Source organism: Acidisoma sp., from assembly GCF_965199065.1.
In the GTDB taxonomy this organism is placed as follows: domain Bacteria; phylum Pseudomonadota; class Alphaproteobacteria; order Acetobacterales; family Acetobacteraceae; genus Acidisoma.
In genome coordinates, this window is record NZ_CBDAQN010000001.1 from 1,614,234 (window position 1) to 1,633,075 (window position 18,842).

Annotated in this window: 19 protein-coding genes; 7 read left to right on the forward strand and 12 right to left on the reverse strand. The window is 65.4% G+C overall.

Annotation, left to right across the window (positions count from 1 at the left end):
- Window position 1: 1 nt before the first annotated feature.
- Window positions 2-1,276, reverse strand: a complete 1,275-nt coding sequence (locus ACOEQ1_RS07580; RefSeq protein WP_419758579.1) for a ferredoxin:protochlorophyllide reductase (ATP-dependent) subunit N — start codon at window positions 1,274-1,276, stop codon at window positions 2-4.
- Window positions 1,273-1,758, reverse strand: coding sequence for a 2-vinyl bacteriochlorophyllide hydratase (bchF, locus tag ACOEQ1_RS07585; protein ID WP_419758580.1), 486 nt, complete (start codon window positions 1,756-1,758; stop codon window positions 1,273-1,275). Before bchF ends, ACOEQ1_RS07580 begins: the two co-directional genes overlap by 4 nt.
- A gap of 297 nt (window positions 1,759-2,055) precedes the next feature.
- Here bchF and ACOEQ1_RS07590 point away from each other — a divergent pair, with 297 nt between their 5' ends.
- From ACOEQ1_RS07590 to hemC, 6 genes are read left to right on the forward strand one after another with little or no spacing between them, the layout of a single operon-like run.
- On the forward strand, window positions 2,056-3,015 hold the full coding sequence (locus ACOEQ1_RS07590) for a cobalamin B12-binding domain-containing protein (protein WP_419758581.1): 960 nt from the start codon (window positions 2,056-2,058) through the stop codon (window positions 3,013-3,015).
- Window positions 3,016-3,064: 49 nt separating this feature from the next.
- Entirely contained in the window at window positions 3,065-4,555 is a 1,491-nt protein-coding gene (gene ppsR, locus ACOEQ1_RS07595) for a transcriptional regulator PpsR (protein WP_419758582.1), read from the forward strand.
- On the forward strand, window positions 4,552-5,481 hold the full coding sequence (gene chlG / locus ACOEQ1_RS07600; RefSeq protein WP_419758583.1) for a chlorophyll synthase ChlG: 930 nt from the start codon (window positions 4,552-4,554) through the stop codon (window positions 5,479-5,481). Before ppsR ends, chlG begins: the two co-directional genes overlap by 4 nt.
- 34 nt (window positions 5,482-5,515) lie before the next feature.
- Window positions 5,516-6,706, forward strand: coding sequence for a geranylgeranyl diphosphate reductase (locus ACOEQ1_RS07605; protein WP_419758584.1), 1,191 nt, complete (start codon window positions 5,516-5,518; stop codon window positions 6,704-6,706).
- Complete coding sequence (locus tag ACOEQ1_RS07610) at window positions 6,703-7,209, forward strand: TspO/MBR family protein (RefSeq protein WP_419758585.1); 507 nt, start codon at window positions 6,703-6,705, stop codon at window positions 7,207-7,209. The genes ACOEQ1_RS07605 and ACOEQ1_RS07610 overlap by 4 nt, the downstream gene beginning before the upstream one ends.
- Complete coding sequence (gene hemC, locus ACOEQ1_RS07615; protein WP_419758586.1) at window positions 7,209-8,252, forward strand: hydroxymethylbilane synthase; 1,044 nt, start codon at window positions 7,209-7,211, stop codon at window positions 8,250-8,252. The genes ACOEQ1_RS07610 and hemC overlap by 1 nt, the downstream gene beginning before the upstream one ends.
- A 25-nt stretch (window positions 8,253-8,277) precedes the next feature.
- On the opposite strand, the gene ACOEQ1_RS07620 is transcribed toward hemC, so the two are convergent.
- Window positions 8,278-8,490 (reverse strand): hypothetical protein, encoded by a 213-nt coding sequence (locus ACOEQ1_RS07620; RefSeq protein ID WP_419758587.1) that lies wholly within the window; start codon window positions 8,488-8,490, stop codon window positions 8,278-8,280.
- A gap of 241 nt (window positions 8,491-8,731) precedes the next feature.
- Between ACOEQ1_RS07620 and crtI the strand changes: the two genes are divergently transcribed.
- Window positions 8,732-10,240, forward strand: a complete 1,509-nt coding sequence (crtI, locus tag ACOEQ1_RS07625; RefSeq protein WP_419758588.1) for a phytoene desaturase family protein — start codon at window positions 8,732-8,734, stop codon at window positions 10,238-10,240.
- 48 nt (window positions 10,241-10,288) lie between these two features.
- Here crtI and ACOEQ1_RS07630 read toward each other — a convergent pair whose 3' ends face one another.
- The 9 genes from ACOEQ1_RS07630 to bchY are packed head-to-tail and all read right to left on the reverse strand — an operon-like array spanning window position 10,289 to window position 18,681.
- A complete protein-coding gene (locus ACOEQ1_RS07630; protein WP_419758589.1) occupies window positions 10,289-10,492 on the reverse strand; it encodes a hypothetical protein in 204 nt (67 codons plus the stop codon).
- 2 nt (window positions 10,493-10,494) lie between these two features.
- Complete coding sequence (locus tag ACOEQ1_RS07635; protein ID WP_419758590.1) at window positions 10,495-12,087, reverse strand: c-type cytochrome; 1,593 nt, start codon at window positions 12,085-12,087, stop codon at window positions 10,495-10,497.
- Window positions 12,084-13,334, reverse strand: a complete 1,251-nt coding sequence (gene pufC, locus ACOEQ1_RS07640) for a photosynthetic reaction center cytochrome PufC (RefSeq protein WP_419758591.1) — start codon at window positions 13,332-13,334, stop codon at window positions 12,084-12,086. Before pufC ends, ACOEQ1_RS07635 begins: the two co-directional genes overlap by 4 nt.
- On the reverse strand, window positions 13,331-14,335 hold the full coding sequence (gene pufM, locus ACOEQ1_RS07645) for a photosynthetic reaction center subunit M (RefSeq protein ID WP_419758592.1): 1,005 nt from the start codon (window positions 14,333-14,335) through the stop codon (window positions 13,331-13,333). The genes pufC and pufM overlap by 4 nt, the downstream gene beginning before the upstream one ends.
- 6 nt (window positions 14,336-14,341) lie before the next feature.
- A complete protein-coding gene (pufL, locus tag ACOEQ1_RS07650; RefSeq protein ID WP_419758593.1) occupies window positions 14,342-15,166 on the reverse strand; it encodes a photosynthetic reaction center subunit L in 825 nt (274 codons plus the stop codon).
- Window positions 15,167-15,226: 60 nt separating this feature from the next.
- On the reverse strand, window positions 15,227-15,430 hold the full coding sequence (pufA, locus tag ACOEQ1_RS07655; RefSeq protein WP_419758594.1) for a light-harvesting antenna LH1, alpha subunit: 204 nt from the start codon (window positions 15,428-15,430) through the stop codon (window positions 15,227-15,229).
- A gap of 12 nt (window positions 15,431-15,442) precedes the next feature.
- Window positions 15,443-15,697 carry a light-harvesting antenna LH1, beta subunit gene (gene pufB, locus ACOEQ1_RS07660; RefSeq protein ID WP_419758595.1) on the reverse strand — a complete coding sequence of 85 codons (255 nt, stop codon included), beginning with the start codon at window positions 15,695-15,697 and terminating at the stop codon, window positions 15,443-15,445.
- Between the two features lie 36 nt (window positions 15,698-15,733).
- Window positions 15,734-17,215 (reverse strand): chlorophyllide a reductase subunit Z, encoded by a 1,482-nt coding sequence (gene bchZ, locus ACOEQ1_RS07665; RefSeq protein WP_419758596.1) that lies wholly within the window; start codon window positions 17,213-17,215, stop codon window positions 15,734-15,736.
- A gap of 2 nt (window positions 17,216-17,217) precedes the next feature.
- A complete protein-coding gene (gene bchY, locus ACOEQ1_RS07670; protein WP_419758597.1) occupies window positions 17,218-18,681 on the reverse strand; it encodes a chlorophyllide a reductase subunit Y in 1,464 nt (487 codons plus the stop codon).
- Window positions 18,682-18,842: the final 161 nt, after the last annotated feature.

Genomic DNA, 18,842 nt, shown 5'->3' on the forward strand with positions numbered 1-18,842 from the left:
CCTATACCGCCAAAGCCGCGCGGCGGCGGAGCGGACGGGTGAACAACCCCGCCAGATCGCCGGCCTGCTCGAAGCCATGGATCGGGCTGAACAGCAGCTCGATCGACCATTTGGTGGGCGTGCCCTCGGCCTCCAGCGGATTGGCGAGGCCCAGCCCGCAGACCACGAGATCGGGCGAGGCGGCGCGGCAGCGGTCCAGTTGCCGGTCCACGTCCTGGCCCTCGCTGAGCTGCGTCGTCTCCGGCAGCAGAGCGAGTTCGCCGGCGAGGTGCTGGCGGTTGAGGTAGGGCGTGCCGACCTCGACCAGCTCCATGCCGAGTTCCCGCGAGAGGAACCGGGCCAGCGGCACTTCGAGCTGCGAATCGGGGAAGAAGAAAATGCGGCGGCCTTCGAGCATGGCACGATGACGGCCAATGCCGATGGCGGCCCGCTTGATGCCCGGAGCCATGGCCGCGGCAAGCCGGTCAGCGTCGCCGCCCATCGCCTGAGCCGCCGCCTGCAGCCAGAGCCTCGTTCCCTCGGCACCGATCGGGAAAGGCGCCACCACGAGGCGCGCACCGCGTGCCTCCAGCAGGCGGGCGGTCTCAGTGAGGAACGGCTGCGCCAGCATCAGCACGGTGCCGGGCCCGACGGAGGGGAGCGCGGTCGCGCGGCGCGGCGGCAGAAACTGCACCGGCCCGATACCCGCCTGGGCGAAGATGCCGGCGAACTCGGCTTCCACGGCATCCGGCAGCGCGCCCGCCACCATCAGCTGCGTGGAGTCGCTCGCCGGCAGTTCGGGCACGAGTGCGGCGAGGCAGGCATCCTCGCCCTGGGTGAAGGTCGTCTCGATGCCGCTGCCGGAATAGCTCAGCACCCGGGTCTGCGGCAGGAACTGGCGTGTCAGCCGCGCGGCGGCACGCGACAGGTCGAGCTTGATGACCTCGGAGGGGCAAGATCCGACCAAGAACAGCATGCGGATGTCGGGCCGGCGCTCCAGCAGGCGGGCCACCACGCGGTCCAGCTCGTCATCCATATCGGCGCGGCCGGCGAGGTCGCGCTCCTCGATGATGGCGGTGGCGAAACGGGGCTCGGCGAAGATCATGACGCCCGCCGCCGATTGCAGCAGGTGGGCGCAGGTGCGGGAGCCGACAACAAGGAAGAAGGCGTCCTGGATGCGGCGGTGCAGCCAGACGATGCCGGTGAGGCCGCAGAAGACCTCGCGCTGGCCACGCTCCCGGATGACCGGCGGCGCGGCGCAGCCGGCAGCGGTCACAGGATGCGCGGCGGCGCTCACTTCGCGACCGCCATGCCGCCGGTCGGCGCTTCCCGGCGGACCGCGCGCAGCTTGAGCACGAACTGGGCGGCGTTGACGACGTAGGCGGCGAAGGCAGTCAGCGCCAGCAGCATCATCTGCTGCGAGGTGAGCGCCCCGGTTGCCAGCGCCAGCAGGTAGGCGGTGTGCAGCGCGATCACCAGGAAGCTGAACATATCCTCCCAGAAGAAGGCCGGAGCGAGCAGGTAGCGGCCGAACACCGCCTTCTCCCACATCGAACCGGTAATCATGATGGCGTAGAGAAAGCCGGTCTTGACCACGACGGAGATGGTTGCCGCCTCGTAGCCATGCCCGGTCGCCAGATAGTGGAGAACGAACCCGATGCTGACGATGAAGGCGAGAAACTGGAGCGGTGCGAGAAGCCCCTGCACCATGGTCCAGGGGCTGCTGTCACGGCGGCGGCGCTGATCCGGCGTGTAAACCAGGCTTGTCACCCGGGGCATGACGGTGCCAGAGCACCGCCCCGTGGTCGCAGGCCAAGGAGAATTGTCGAAAGTGTTGATGAGATCGCTGAAACTTGTGATCATAGCTACTCCCGACTTCTTCCCGCGCTTCGCGTGGGCTCGGAACACTCGGCATCCAGGAGGGGTTCATGCGTCTCAGACCCAAGCCTGCCGCGTCGTCTTCGGGGTGAACGCTATGACTCCGGCGCACCGACTGTCAAGCATTCTAGACGTAAATTCCGATTGACAGTGGGAGTGCCCATCGGCACTGATAATAACGTCTAGAGGGGGCTAGGGATGTCCGGTCTGAGTCATCAGGAAGCATCGAGCTCGACCATGAACGAGCAGTCGAGCTACCCGTTGAGCGAGGCGCCTGTGTGCCGGACCGTCGTCAGCATTCTGCATGACGAACGGTCTCCGCAGCGGCGACAGGCGGCGATCGAACGTGTGGTCGAGGCTGATATCATTCCGCGGCTGCTTGCCGCCTACAACGCTCGCGCCGCCGCCGCCGGAAAGGCGTCCGCAAAGCGGCTCGCAGCCGCCCCGCTCGTCCGTCAGGGACATGGCGAGGCCGACGCCGTCGCACTGGCCCTAGGCGTAATCGGCGCGAAACCCGAGGAGGCCGTGGCAGCTGTCATCAAGCGGCTCATCGCCGGGGGCGAGGCTCCCGAGGCAAGATGCCTGGAACTCGTCGCCGACGCCGCGCGCCATCTCGGTGTCCTATGGGTCGAGGACCGTGCCGGTTTTGAGGAAGTCACCATCGGCATGTTCCATTTGCAGCGGATGGCGCACGAGATCGCGCCGATGACCCGGCGCGTCACGTTGCCACCCGGCGCATCCCGGAAGACCCTGCTCTTGTTGACACTGGAAGGTGAACAACATAATCTCGCCAAGACGTTACTTGCCAATTGTTTTGATAGCGCAGGGTGGCAGGTATCTACCGTCCAGGTCTCCAGAACAGACGATGTCGCCGATTTGGTGGCGACCGTCGATTACGATGTCGTCGGGTTCTCGATGGCGACGGACGTGCAGGTCAGCCGGGCCGACCACTGCATCAAGGCAGTGCGTCGAGCCTCCCACAACAAAAACGTCATCATAATGGTCGGCGGGGCGATGATCCTGGCGACCCCTTCGCTCGTCGAGACCCTGGGGGCGGACGGCACGGCCGCGAGCGCCGCCGAGGCGACCGTGCGTGCAGAGGAGCTGCTGAACCAGCTCCAGCGGCCAACGGCGTCTCAGTCCAGTGCCATACGATAACCATCCTGATCAAACCGCGCCCGGACCGGGCCAACGCAAGAATGCCGCGATGAGGGCTAGCAAGTGGTTTTCCCGCGATAACGGCTCCATCGGCCCGCTCACTGCCGAGGACGCCTCGCGCGTCGTCGCCGCCGCGGCGGACGTGGCCCTGCTCGTCAGCTCCGACGGCATCGTCCAGGACTGCGCCTTCCGAACGCCCGAGCTGGAAAATGCAGTCGGGGATGCCGGTTCCTGGGCAGGACGGCTCTGGGCCGATACCGTCACCGTCGAAAGCCGGCACAAGGCAGAAGCTCTTCTGGACGGCGCTCTGAAGGACGCTGAACCCCATCTGCGCCACCTCAACCACCCGGCGGCGCTCGACGGGCCGGATGTCGCGATCGAGTACTCCGCGGTCAGAGCCAACAGCGATGGCTCGGTCATCGCCTTTGGGCGTGACCTGCGCCGCCTTGCCACTCTGCAGCAGCGCCTCGTCGACGCGCAGCAGGCGTTGGAACGCGACTACACGAGCCTGCGGCAGGCTCAGGCCCGCTATCGGGGCCTGTTCCAGACCGCGCCCGAACCGCTCATGGTTGCGGACGCGCAGACCCTCCGCGTCACCGAGGCCAATCCAGCCGCGCTCAAGCTGATCGAGCAGGGGCGCCGCACGCTGGGCACGCCGGTCGTCGACCTTCTGCACGCCGACGATCGTGCCGGCGCCCAGCGCCTGCTGGCGGGCATGCGTCAGGCCGGCAGCCCGCAGTCTATGAGGGTGCGCCTCAACCCGGACTCGACGGGCGACAAGGCAGCCGGCGCCAAGTTCGGCCCTGACGTGAGCGTGACGCTCGGCGCTACCGTGCTCATGGAGGAGAAGTCGGCGGTGCTGGTGCTCCGCTTCTCCACCGTGGCGCCAGAAACGACGGCGAAGAGCGCCTCGGACGTGAACCAACGGCTGCTGACGGCGCTGGACCAGGCGACGGACGGCTTCGTCCTCACCAGTCAGGATGGCGAGGTCATGAACGCCAATGCAGCGTTCATCTCCATGGCGCAGCTCGGGTCGCCGGCCCGGGCGGAGGGGCGCTCGATTGAAAACTGGATCGGCCAGTCGGGCGTCGATACCGAAGTGCTGCTGGCCAATCTCAAGCAGCGCGGCGTCGTCCGGCTCTTCGCCACCAGCATCCGCGGCGAGATGGGCGGCACGAACGATGTCGAAATCTCGGCCAACGCCGTCATGCTGGACGGGCAGCAGTGCTTCGGCTTCGTCATCCGCGATATCGGACGCCGCCTGACGACGGCGCGAGCCCAGCCCCCGCGGGCGATGCCGCGCTCGATCGAACAGCTGACGGAACTCATCGGCCGCGTTTCCATGAAAGAACTGGTGCGGGACGCGATCGACGTGATCGAGCGTCTGTGCATCGAGTCGGCGCTGGAACTCACCAGCAACAACCGGGCCTCCGCCGCCGAGATGCTCGGCCTCAGCCGGCAGAGCCTCTACGTGAAGCTGCGACGCTACGGCTTGAGCGATCCCGGCGATGCTGAGCCTGACGGAGAGCCCGGATCGTGAGCGACCGCATCGTGGGAGAGGGTGGCGGCACGGTCGGGCTGGTGCCCAAGGCCGGCGTCCGCACCTGGCCCAGCCCGCGAGCGCTGCTGGAGTTGTTGAAGCCGATCACCTGGTTCGCGCCAATCTGGGCTTTCGGCTGCGGCGTCGCCTGCGCCGGCGGCCCCGGCGCGCGCGGCTGGGGCGTCGTCGCCATTGGCCTCGTCCTGTCCGGGCCGCTCGCCTGCGGCACCAGCCAGGCCGTGAATGACTGGTACGACCGTCATGTCGACGCCATCAACGAGCCGAACCGCCCCATTCCCTCCGGGCGCGTGCCGGGCCAGTGGGGCTTCGGGATCGCCGTCGGCTGGACGATCCTGACTGCGGCGGTAGCGTTTCTCCTTGGCGCGCCCGTCGTCCTCGCGACCGCGACCGGCCTTATCCTCGCGTGGATCTACAGCGCCCCGCCGATCCGTCTCAAGCGCAACGGATGGTGGAGTAACCTCGCCGTCGGCATCTCCTATGAGGGGCTGCCGTGGTTCGCGGGCGCTGCGGTGTGCCTGCGGGCGATGCCGTCGGCGTCCGTCATCGTGGTGGCGCTGATCTACAGCCTCGGCGCCCACGGCATCATGACGCTCAATGACTTCAAGTCGATCGAGGGCGACCGGCAGATGGGGCTCGGCTCCCTGCCCGCGAGGCTCGGCCCGGACCGCGCCTGCCGCCTCGCCTGCATCACCATGGGCGGGGCCCAGGCCGCCATCGTGGTGCTGCTCCTGGTCTGGCGGATGCCCATCCATGCCTGCATCGTGGTGGCTCTGCTGGCAGCGCAGCTCGCCCTCATGGTCCGGCTGCTGGAAGACCCTCGCGGCCGCGCCCCCTGGTACAATGCGACCGGCACCACGCTCTATGTGCTCGGCATGCTCGTAACCGCCTTCGCCTTGGCGCCGTGATGACCACGGCCCTCACCCTCTCCGGAGCAGTGTCATGAACGGCGAAACGATCTACGACACGGTTGTCGTCGGCGGAGGCCCGGCCGGGGCTACCGCCGCATCGAGCCTCGCCAAAAGCGGACGCTCCGTGCTGCTGCTCGACCGCGGGGGCCGCGTCAAACCCTGCGGCGGGGCCATCCCGCCCCGCCTCATCCAGGACTTCGCGATCCCCGACGAGTTGCTGGCGGCGCGCGTGACCTCGGCCCGGATGTTCGCCCCCTCCGACCGAATTGCCGACATGCCGATCGAGAACGGGTTCGTCGGCATGGTCGACCGGCAGGAGTTCGACGACTGGTTGCGCCGCCGCGCCGGCGCCGATGGCGCCGTGCTGCGCACCGGCCTGTTCGAGGGACTGAGCCGCGATGCCGATGGCATTGTCACCCTCGAGTGCCGGGAGAAGGGCAGCGACGGCGCCCCGTTCACGCTCCGCGCCCGCTCGGTGATCGGCGCCGACGGCGCGCGCTCGGGCGTCGCCCGCGCCGCCGGCGTGAAGGGCGCCGACCGCATGCGCTACGTCTTCGCCTACCACGAGATCGTCCGCTCGCCCACGCACGGATCATTCGATCCCGCGCGCTGCGAGGTGCATTACAAAGCCAAGGTATCGCCGGACTTCTACGGCTGGGTGTTCCCGCATGGCCCGACAACGAGCGTCGGCCTCGGCAGTGCCAACAAAGGCTTCGCGCTCCGTCGTGCGACGACCGAGCTGCGCGAGGCGACCGGGCTTGCCGGTGCCGAAACAATCCGCCGCGAAGGCGCGCCGATCCCGCTCAAGCCACTGCGGCGCTGGGATGACGGGGAGAGCGTGCTGCTCGCCGGAGACGCGGCGGGGGTCGTGGCCCCGGCCTCGGGCGAGGGCATCTATTACGCTATGCTCGGCGGGCAGCTCGCCGGCGAGGCCGTGGAGCGCTTTCTCGCCACCGGTCAAACGAGCGCGCTTCGCGATGCGCGACGCCGGTTCATGAAAAGCCACGGGCAGGTGTTTGCCGTGCTCGGCATCATGCAGCGCTACTGGTACATCAGCGACGGGCGGCGTGAGCGGTTCGTCACCATCTGCCGCGACCAGGATGTGCAGCGGCTGACCTGGGCCGCCTACATGACCAAGGAGCTGGTGCGAGCCAAGCCGCTCGTCCACCTGCGGATCTTCTGCAAGAGCATGGGCCATCTGACCGGGATCCTGTCCGCGTGATCGTCACGATCATCATTGCGGCGGTGGCGACCATCTGCGTGCTCGGCGCCGGTGGCGCTCTGACCGAAATCGGCCCCTGGTATCACAGCCTGCGCAGCCCGCCGTGGCGGCCGCCGAACTGGGCGTTCGGTCCGGTCTGGAGCACCATCGGAGTTCTGACCTGCATTGCCGCCGTACTCATCTGGCGAGCCTCTCCAACACCTTGGGACAAAACCGTCACGCTCGGGCTCTTTGCCATCAATGCCGTTTTCAACATTCTCTGGAGCCTCTTTTTCTTCAAGCTGAAGCGCCCGGACTGGGCACTGATCGAGGTCGTGTTCCTCTGGCTCTCGGTCCTGGCGCTGATCCTGGACTTCTATCCGCGCTCGCCGTTGGCGGCCGCACTTCTCGTGCCTTACCTCATCTGGGTTAGCATTGCCTCCGTTCTGAACCGCGCCATGGTCCGCCTCAATGGGCCGTTCATGGGACGAGCGGATCGCGGGCTCGTCAAAGGACAAAGCTGATGGACGCCGCGGCGCTGCAGACGGACCTCCTTGCCGCATCGACGTGGACGCGCACGGCGCCCGCTGTAGCACCGGCGTCAGTTCCCCGGCACCATCCGCAGCTGCCGCTGCGGGTCGGTACCCGTGCATCTCCGCTCGCCCTGCAGCAGACTCGCAGCTTCCTGACGCTCCTCGCCCGCGTCTGCCCGGTGCTGCACCAGATGGACGTGTTCCAGGAGCACATCATCCGCACCACGGGCGATGCCGTGCAGGATCGGCGCCTCGCCGAGATCGGTGGAAAGGGCCTCTTTGCCAAGGAGATCCACGAGGCGCTGATGGATGGACGTATCGATCTGGCGGTCCACAGCCTCAAGGATCTGGAAACGACGCTGCCGCCCGGCATCGTGCTCGCCTGCACCCTGCCGCGCGAGGATGTGCGGGACGCGCTCATCCTCAGCGACAGCTGCGATGCCCTGGATGACGACGATCCTTACGCCTGCCTGCCGCAGGGCGCTGTCATCGGCACCTGCTCCGTCCGTCGCCAGGCGCAGCTGCTGCATGCGCGGCCCGACCTCAGGATCACCATGATGCGCGGCAACGTGCATTCGCGCCTCGACAAGATCCGTCACGGCGATTGCGCCGCAAGCCTGCTGGCCATGGCCGGCCTGCGGCGGCTCGGCCTGGAAGCGGAAGCCTCGGTCGCACTTGCGCCCACGACCATGCTGCCCGCCGCCTGTCAGGGCATCGTCGGCATCACCGCGCGGGAGGACGCAACCGAACTGCGCGAACTGCTCAAGATCGTCGAGGACCGCGCAGCGCGCGTGGCGGCGACGGCGGAACGCTCGTTGCTCGGCACCCTGGACGGCTCCTGCTCCACGCCGATCGGCGCTTTTGGGCAGCTTCTGACCGGCAATCGCCTGCGGCTGAGCGGGTTGCTCGCCTCCGTGGATGGCACCTTCCTGCGCCGGGCCGAGATCGAGGGCAGTGCCGTCGATGCAGCCCGCATGGGCGCGGAGCTGGGTTCCCGCCTGAAGGCAGAAGCACCCGCATCGGTCTTTGCGTGATGGCTCGTTCAGGGCCGCCGGAAACTCAGTCGAGATCGTGGCGGAGATCACTCAGAACCGCGCTGAGACGCGCAACGAGTGAGGCACGTTGCGTTGCATCCGTCTCCGCCCCGTCACGAGGTTTCTGCAGGGCGAAGACGAGGTTGAGAACCTCTCCAGTAGCAGGAAGCGCGTCTTTCCGGTCACCTGTCGCCATGACGAAGAGCAGCAGCAACGCCGTGACGGTCGTGCTCTCCAAGGCATGCGTTCGCTTCAGATTTTTGCCAAGCAAAGGCCACCATCGATCGTTGTCGTGATCATGCGGTGACGTCTCAAACAGATCGCCGTATGGACCATTCGTCATCCTACCGCCCGCCGTGTTCGCTATCCCGCGTCCCGTTCCAGACTACTGGAGATGGGGGACCTGCAGGACGTACGCCATCAGGTCTTGTGGTATTTTAATCATCTTTCGAGCCCGTGACACGAATGTCAAATAACTAATGGCCGCGCCTCGAGCGAATTTGGCGGCCGGGCGGAAGGTGATCGTCATTGGCGGCGGCTTTGGCGGTATCGCTGCCGGGTTGCGCGCCCGCGCCCTCGGCTATGAGGTCACGCTCCTGGACCGTCTCGATCAGCTGGGCGGTCGCGGACGTGTTGTGCGGCACGACGGCTTTCACTTCGATGCAGGACCGACGGTGATCACCGCGCCGTTCCTCCTGGACGAACTTTTCGCGCTTTTCGGCGAGGACAGGCGCGACCATGTGCCTCTGCTGCCCGTGACCCCCTTCTACCGCGTCCGGTTTGTCGACGGGCGGCACTTCGACCTGACCGGCGACGCCGACGCCATGCGCGGCGAGGTCGTCCGGTTCTGCCAGCAGGATCTTCCCGGCTACGAAAAAATGCAGCGGCATTCGGCGGAATTATACCGTATTGGCTATGAACGCTACAGCGCTCAGCCGTTCCACAAGCTCGCAACGATGATGACGGCGTTTCCGGAGATCGTGAGGCTTTCGGGCCACCGGAGCGTCTACAGCATCGTGCGGCGCTATCTTCGAGACGACAGCCTGCGGCGCGTCTTTTCGCTGCAACCGCTTCTCGTCGGCGGGCATCCCTTTCATACCAGTGGGCTCTACGCTCTCATCCAGCACCTGGAGCGAACGCACGGCGTCTGGTTTCCCAAAGGCGGAACAGGCGCCCTGGTGGCGGGGCTCGGCGCGCTCATGCGGCGCCAGGGCATCGCCGTCCGCCTGCAAGCCGATGTCGCCCGCCTTCTGCACGAAAACGGCCGGATCACAGGCGTGGCGCTTGCAACCGGGGAGACGCTACCCGCGGACGCCGTCATCGCCAACGCCGACGCGCCTGCAATCTACGCCGATCTTCTTCCAAGCCTGAAACGACGGCGCTGGACCGACCGGAAGCTCGACCGGCTGGACTACTCCATGGGTCTCTTTGTCTTCTATTTCGGGACCAATCGCCGCTACGAGACGACCGCGCACCACACCATCCTGCTTGGTCAGCGCTACCGGGAACTGCTCGACGAGATCTTCGGCCGTGGCGTCGAGGTGCCGGACGATCTGAGCCTCTATCTCCATCGTCCCACGGCGACCGACCCCGACATGGCGCCGCCCGGCTGCGACGCCTTCTACGTGCTCGCTCCAGTGCCTAATCTTCGTTCCGAGATCGACTGGGCAGTCGCGGCCCCTCGCCTGCGAGACCGGCTTGTCGCGATGATGGAAGCGCGCGAACTGCCAGAGCTTTCCGCCGCGATCGTGACCGAGAGCTGGATGACGCCGCAAACCTTCAGCGAGGAATACCGGAGCCGGCATGGGGCTGGATTCTCTGTCTCGCCACGTCTGATGCAGTCCGCGTGGTTCCGGTTCCATAACAAGTCGGAGGAGGTTCGCGGCCTCTATCTCGTCGGCGCGGGCACCCATCCAGGGGCCGGACTGCCGGGCGTGTTGACCTCGGCCAAGGTGGTGGAGACACTGCTCAAGGAAGACGCCCGGTAGGCAAGAAGCAAGCGGTTCTTTTTCTAAAAAAGAACCAAAAAATTTTGCTCAGCCCGGTTGCAGCAGCACCAGGTAAACGACCTTCCAGTACGGCAGCGCGAAAAGGACGAACAAGCCGGCGATGCCTGTCCAGACAACGACCGATCCGGCAGTCAGCCACGCGCCGATTTTATGCTCCCGCCACCCATAGATCGATCCGCCGGTCAGCCAGGCCCAGATCACAAAGATGAGGATGAACCACCCGATGTACATTTTCAGTCACTCCCGTTATTAGAGAGCTGCGTGAAGAGGCGGTCGGCAAAGTGGGTCAGCTGCCAGGCCCGCTGGTCGGGAGGAATGGTGTCATCGCCATTTACAATCGGGCAGTAGGCAATGGTGAGGCCATTGACCGCGTCCGATCTCGAGACCGTGGGCGCCACGCTATGCAGCTTCTGCACGATCGCGTTCACGTTGTTAAGCATGTTCGGCATGGTGGTGGACTTCAGCAGATCCTCAAGCCCGTTTGAGTTGTCCGCAAGCGCCGTTTTCAGCTGGTCCTGCTCGAGCGTCGGGCAGCCGTCGGGCCGTTGACCGTTGGTGAAAGTGTGAGTGTCCTTGCGGATGATGTTGACGAGCAAGGGCGTCGCACTCATCGGAGCCACATTGCTCCAAGCCTGGCGGACGTAATTGGCAACCTCGGCAACCTGTTCATCGGTCATCGTGGCTCCGACACCGGGCATCAACGCGTAGCTTCCACGCGCCTCAAGCCCTCCGAGGATGACGCGGATGACGCTCTGCGGGCCGGTTGCCGTTACCATCCCGTTGCCGTCGAGCGCCGGGATGTTGCCCTTGATCCCCTGGCCGTCCGGCTGATGGCACGCTGCGCAGTGGCTGAGATAGACCTGCTGACCAGCGAGCACCGTTGCGTTGTTCGGCCCACGCTTCCACTCGTAGTAGGCGGGCGTCGTCGGCAGGGTGTGGAGATAGGCGACGATCGCCGCGCGGTCAGCGTCGGTCAGATACTTGGTGCTGTAGTCGATCACCTCCGACATGGGTCCGGCGACGGTGCCCATGGAGGGCGAATCGCCGTCCTTGAGGAACTCCTCGATGTCGGCGTCACTGAAGCGCCCGATGCCGGTCGTGGGATCGAAACGCAGACTGGGCGCGTACCACTGCGTGATCGGCCCGCCGAGAACGTTCAGTGCTACCGCGGTGTTGCCGAGGAAGTTCCGGTGGTTGTGGCACTCGCCGCAATGCTCGAGTCCGTTGACGATATAGGCGCCACGATTTTGCTGCGCCGTCAGGTGAGGATCGGGGTGATAGCGGCTACCGAGGAAAAAGAGATTGTAGCCAGCAACAGCAGGTCGCAGGTTGAACGGAAACCAGATGTAGTTCTTCAAGCGCGGCGCGTGGATTGGTTGCAGCGAGAAGAGATAGGCCTTGATCGCCAGGATGTCGTCGTCCGGCAAGGTCGTATACCAAGGATAGGGCATCGCCGGGTAAATGTACTGCCCCTTCGGCGTGATGCCCCCGCGCATCAGGCGGATGAAGCCGGCATCCGTATAGTAGCCGATCCCGGTATTCACGTCGGGCGTAATGTTCGGCGTCGAGATCTTGCCGAAGGGCATGGCCATGTATTGGCCGCCGGCAAACTCTTTCCCGCCGTTCGCACTATGACAGCCGACGCAGTCGCCCATGGTCGTCAGGTATTTGCCCTTGGCGATGAGCGCGGCATCGGTGGACGGGGCCTGGGACGGACCCTGCCCCGCTGTCTGCAAGGGCACCTGCGTCGCGCCCCAGCCGTGAGCCGCGAGTACACCGGCCGACAGCACGATGCCAAGCGCCCCGCCGAGTAGTTTCTTGTTCATGGTGTCGCACCTCCCGACTGAGCGACGGTACCAGACAACACTGGTGCAGACAAACTTGCCTCCTTAGGGCCGGTCGCAGGCTGAAGCGATGAAGACCTCATCACAGGCGGAAGGGCGAAGGGAGGCCGCACGATTGTTTGCGCCGTCGTACCGCTTCCGTTCGTGGGGTGCGTAAGCGCCGGGTAAGTGTCCACGACATGCGCACCATAGTAGGGGGCATACGCGCCTTGGTGGCAAGTCTGGCAGTTGATTTTCGGAACATCGCCCATCGGGCCACGGCGGCCGGCGGGGAAGATATTCGTGATCGGAACCATGAAGTTGTTGTTAAGGTCGCGCACCATCTGGATACCATACCAGGCGGTCAGGCGGTTCGGTGTACCCTGGTCCCAAATCGAGAAGGCCCGGCTGTTATGGCAGTAGTTGCACCCGACGCCCAGCGAATGTGCAAAATGCATCATCAGGGCATAGGTCCAGTTGGTTTGCTCGATCGAGGTGCGGTTGCCCGCCGGCAAAGCGGTCGACCCCTGAACGTCGATCGGATCGGCGTTCAAAAGGAAGGGCGTGTAAGGATCGGAAGGCAGCGCCGACATATCTGCGGCGGGCGACGGGTAATTCTCGCCGGTCGTCGTCGCGGCAACGCCGTGCAGGCCGCCCGGCGGCAGCTGGAAGGTCCACGTATATTGCGGTGCGCCGGCGCCGCGGTGGCAAGTGCCGCAGTTGACGCCTGCAGCGCCGACGTGGCTCCGCCAGTTCTCATTGATATACTGCGTCATCAGCAGCATGTGGCGCGCTATTTCCTTCGTGTAGATCACGTCGGACGCCATGTTCGCGACCGAGTGGCAGTAGGCGCAGCCGACCTGCGGCGCGACCCACTGCGCCATCGACGCCATCACCCGCAGGAAGTCGTTGGCATCGACCGTCTTCAGCACCTGGATGTTCTTATAGACAGCGGCAGCCGGCTTGCCTGCGGGAGTGACCGCAGGATACTCGCCGGTCGGCGAATTCAGCGGCATGTTCACCTTGCTCGCCGCCAGGTTATATTGCTCGATCATTCCCGTGCCGCGTGGCCCTAGCTGGATACTTGCCATCGGCAGGGTCTGCAGCGTGCTCGCCAGGCCCCAGACGACAAGGGCCACGATAATGCCGGCGGCCCACCCGGCAGCCTTGTATGGATGGTAGCGGGCGCCGTTGAACAATCCTGAAATGAGCCATCCCGTGAGGCGGAACGGGGCCAGGAAGGGGTTCATTTCAGGACCCCCGTAAGATCGCTCGGCGGGGTGGGGATGTACGGATAGACCGCGGGATAAACCGGCGCGATGCCGTGCTTCACGCCCCAGAGATACCAATTATCGACGACGGTGCCGGTGAGCAGAATGCCGATGCCGCCGGTGAGCGGGCAGAGCACAGCGAACCACCACGCCCAACGGTGGATAGACTCGAAGGTCGCGTTGAAGCCCATTGTCCAGCGCCAGAAGATCGCGCCGCGCTCCGCGGCCGTGCCGCGATCCGTCACTAGCTCGAGCTCACGCTCGCCCCAATAGCGGCTGGTGGCCAGGATGGTGCCGCCATGCATCGCGAAGAGCAGCGTCGACCCATAGAGGAAGACGATCGAGAGCATGTGGAACGGGTTGTAATAGAGGTTGCCGGAGCGGATGGAGATCGACGCGGTCCAATCCAGATGAGGGAAGATGCCGAAGGGCACGCCCTCGCCCCACGACCCCATGAGCAGCGGCCGCAGAAAGCCGCAGACAAGATAGAGCCAGATGGCGGCGGCGAAGGCCCAGGCGACATGAGTTCCCAAACCGAGCGCGCGGGCACGACGATAGACCCGGAACCACCACAGGATGATCGAGGCGGTGAGGAAGAACCCAGCCATGAGCCACCAGCCGCCTTGATTCAAGGGCGGAATGCGCAGACCCCAGGACGGCGCCGGCGGCTCCAGCCCGAGCCAGGGCAGCAGCCGGATGAATTGCACCGGGTCCCAGTTGACCGAGGCCAGCATGTTGAGGCCGATGATCTCGAAGGCGATGAAGCCGCAAACGATGGACATGAGGCCGCAAGTGCCGAGGTAGAACGGCCCGACCTGGGCCGCCCCGATCAACCCCATCAGGTAGGAGTGGAACGGCTTAACGATCCGGTTCTCCTCGCCCCATTTAAGGGGCGCGCCCTCGTCCACCGGGCCGCGTATCTGAACGCGGTTGAAGATGTTCTGGTACTGTAAGCCGAATGCAGTGCGGTAATCGAACATCGCGCTCTATCCCCAAATCGGGAGGTTAAGCCACCAGTTCCACCACTGCGGCCAGCCATGCGTCCACAACGGGCCGCTGATGACGATGCAGACGGCGCTCCACAAGCCGGCGTTCATGGCGCAGAACCAGCCTAGCCGATGAATGCCGAGCGGGCCGATCGAATAGACAATCAGATCGCGGAAGAAACTGTCTTCATAGCCGGACGGTTTGACCGGCTCGTCGCCGCCCGGATTGAGCGCGGAGAGGATCACGCCGCCATGCATCGAGAGGATGAGGGTGGTGGTGAAGAAGAACGTCACGGCGATCATGTGCGCCGGATTGTAGTGGAACTCGAGATGCTGGTAGCCGACGTTGCTGACCCAATCCAGATGGGCCATGATCCCGTACGGGAAGCCGTTGCCCCAGGCGCCGAGCATCACGGGACGGATGACCTCCAGTGTGATGTAGGCGACGATGGCACAGGCAAAGGCGATTGGCGTGTGCAGCCCCATGCCGAGCTTGCGCGCTATCTCGATCATGCGCAGGTCCCAGGACACGAAAGCACCGATGGCGCAGAAGGTGATCCATTGCCACAATCCGCCGCTCGCAAGCGGCGCGAAGCCCAGCCCGTATTTTAGATCCGGTGGCGGAATGTTGATCTGCCAGACATTCCAGGTGGGTCCGATCGCGGCGCCATAGACGATCAAGGCGGTGCCGATCACCGTGAAGAAGATCGTGGTGACGCCAAAAAAGCCGACGTAGAACGGTCCGACCCAGAAGTCGAACAGGTCCCCGCCTATCAGCGTACCGCCACGTATGCGGTACTTGTATTCGAAATTCATCATGGCCATTGAGGCGTCTCCCCGCTCCGTTGAAGACCGGCTCTCACCGGCCCCCAACAGAACCCATGTTCAGGGTGTTTTCGTACTTGGCATAGGCGTCATCTGCTGCACCTGGGACGGGCCGCCGTAGCGATCCGCGTTCGGGCCATCCAGCCAGTTGAAGCGGCTGGTGCTCAGCAGGATGAAGTGAATGACCAGAGCGAGGATCAGCAGGAACACGAACAGCGTCGTCAGCGTCCGCCGCGGGTCGAAGAGAATCCAGACGCGATACATGGCGCCCTCCCCTCAGGTCAGCAGGACAGAAGCGGCATGGGTGCCCAGGGCCGCCAGGCCATGCAGTGCCGGATGATCCAGCAACATGCCGGTCTGATAGCCATGCACGCTGGGCAGCCAAGGCCGCCAGGCCCATGCCAGGATATGGGCAACGATCGCGATGCCCACGAAGATGAGGAAGCTGATGATGAAGATTCGGTTGAACTCCTTCGCCTCCCCCTCTGTCAGACCCGAGAGGGTCGACCGCCTTTCAAGATCGCTCGCCATGGATTTGTCTCCTCATGAAGTCGGTTAAGTCGCTGGTCACGACATGGCCATCGCAGCCAGCGAGGCAGAAACGCGGGCAGCGGTGACGCACGGCTCCGCCTCACGCCGCGCATCTTTCTCGATCCGTTCGCGCAATTGCTTGGCGGCGGAAATGCGGATGAGGAACGGCTCGGTCTCAACATGATCGTCGAACAAGGCGCGCGCCTCCGGTTCCCAGACCGGAGGGGCGTCCTCGCCACGTGCCAGCGTCGGCTCAACCTGATCGAGGTCGCGACCGAGCGGCAGCATGTTGAACAGCATGTCGAACAGGGCGTTGCAGAACTCCTGAACGAGGTAAGTGGCTCCGGCGTAGCCCATGAAGGGCGTGCCCGTGGCGCGACGGATGATCGCACCCGGAAACGAGGCCGGAATGTAGATCGAGCGCAGGCCGAGTTCGGCCGCGTAGATGCGCTCGTTGTTGGAGCCGAACAGCACCACCGGCGGGCTCTTTTTCAGAGCCTCGCGCACGCCCTGGTTGTCCGGCTTAACGCCCGGACGGCGAGCATGCGCGAAGGTGCAGGGAATACCGAGCTCCTCGGTCAGGAACTGGCGGAGACCGTGCTCGTAGGTGGCGGTCGCAACGACGGCGAAACTGGCAGTCGCGAAGAAGTCCTGCGTCACGCTGCGCCACAGGTCCCAGACCGGCTTGATCGTCGCCTGCTTCTCGCGCTCGATGAAGGGCTCGGGATCGACGCCAACGATCTGCCCTAGCGCGCGGAGAAAATTCGTCGTCGCAAAAAGACCGATGGGCGCCTGCAGATAGGGCTTCCCCAGCTCCTCGCAAAGGAGGCGGCCGAACTCGCGGTAGAGGCAGACATTGGCGACGGCGTCCGCGAGCTTTGGCGTGTCATCGAGATGCGCGCCCATCGGATAGACGAGGTTGACCTCGCAGCCGATGCCCTCGACAAGACGACGGATCTCGGCGAGGTCCGACGGCATGTTGAAGGTGCCGTGGATGGCGCCGATTATGTTGACGAGCGGCTTCTTCGGGGCGCCGGACGCGACCGCGTTCGGATCCTTGGAGTTCTTGGTGACGCGGACGCCCTTGGCCGCCTTCTTGCCGCCGAACTGGTTATAGAGCCAGAACAACGCACGGTCGGCGCACTGCCACTGGTCCTCGTCGATCGTGCGCGGGATGAAGCGGAGCAGCCCGGACCCTTCCGGCGTGACGCCGCCGCCGATCATCTCGGCGATGCTGCCGGTGACGACGACGCCCGGCATACGCCGGTCGCCGACGCTGTTCGCCTGTTTCATCGACTCTTCGGTGCCGTCGCGTGACAGCTGGTCCTCGGAAAGGCCCGTCACCGAGATTGGCAACTCATGCGGCGGAAGCGCGTCCGTGTAATGCAGCACGGCGGTGACGGGCAGGTTCTCGCAGCCGACCGGACCGTCGATGATGACGCGCAGGCCACGGAGGGCTGAGAATACGTAGACCGCGCCCCAATAGCCGCCGGCGCGATCATGATCGATGACCAACATGCTCAGGTCCCCATCGAAGCGGCGAGGCTGTTGATCTTGACCGGCTCAGCCGGTGCCGCGACCGGTGCTGCCTCGGGCGCGGTGCCGAAGAAGCTCACCATGCGAGCGAAGCGGTCCCGACCGCGGGTCTGCGCGGCAATCGAGCTTGCGAGCGCGGCGGCGCCAGGAATGCCGAACAACGGCCTAGAGGACATGATGTTTGTGAAGTACACAGCGGGGATGCCGTTCTCCTTGGCCTTCTGCACAACGGGCGTCGTGCCGATGGCGAGGTCGGGCTTGACCTCCTTCATCGCCGCGAGGTCCTGCTCCAGCGAGGCGCGGAACTGCACGTGGGCTCCGTGCGCGATCAACCAGGCACGGTCGTCCTCGTTCCAGGCTGTGCGCGGACAGGCTGTGCCGACATAAGGCACCTCGGCCCCGGCCTCGATCAGCAGACGAGCCACCAGAAGTTCGGAGCCCTCGTAGCCGGAGACGTTGATGCGCGCATCGATCCGGTTCGCCGCGAGCACGCCGCGCAACGCCGGCAAAGATGCTTGATGCGCCGCCTCGATGCGGCTGCCAGGCAAACCCGCCGCACGGCCAACGGCCGTCAGCCAGGCATCCGTGCCCTCGACACCGACGGGCCCGGAACCGACGACCGGGCGACCTGCCGCCTCGAACTCGCGGATGGAAGCCGTGTAGAAGGGATGCACCGCCGCCGCCACGTCGCAGTCGAGCGCGCCGTAGAGGTCCCGCCATTCGCGCGCCGGGATGCTCGGCGCAACGCCGAGACCCATCGGGGCGAGCAGGCCGCCGATGCTCATCGGGTCGGCGGGGAACAACTCGCCGATGAGGGCGACGGTGGGCAGCGCGCTTGCCGGACCACGGGGCCGTGCCACGGGACCGGCCTCGATCTCGGAACGCGCGGCGCGCAGCATCGCCCCCGCCAGCACGTCCTTAGCCTCGGCATGGGTCGGCACGCCGAAGCCCGGCACATCGATGCCGATGATGCGCACGCCGTCGATCTGTTTCGGCAACAGGTCGAGCGGCACACCAGAAGCGGTGGGGACGCAGAGGTTGATGATGACGACAGCGTCGTAATCCGCCGGCTTGGCAGTCTCGAATACGGCCTCGCGGATGTCCTCGTAGAGTTGACCGCGCACGAGCGTCTCGGAGTTGAACGGCACATAGCCGACGCTGCGACGCGCACCGTAGAAGCGCGAGGTGAAGGTCAGGCCATAGACGCAGCAGGCGGAGCCGCAGAGGATCGTCGCCACCCGGCGCATCCGCAGGCCGACGCGCAAGCTGCCGAAGGCCGGGCACATCGATTGCGGCTGGTCATGCGGCCCGCGCGGATAATCCGCGATCAAGCGCTCCAGCACTTCACCTTTGCCGGCGGCGGTGGCGGCGGCGAGCATCGTCTCCCGCCCGCCATGGCAGCCGCTCCCGGTGTCGGGCGGAATTGTCGGCGTTTGCATGCCGTCCATGATCAGACGCCCTCGTAGACAACTTCGAGCGACGGACGGGCGGCGGCCGCCGCGAGCCCGCCCATATCCTCCATCGTCGCCGGAAGGAGCGTCACGCCGCGGCCGACCGCCTCGCCTTTGAACAGCGCGAGCAGCCCATCCTGCGTCAGCGGGTTCGGCCG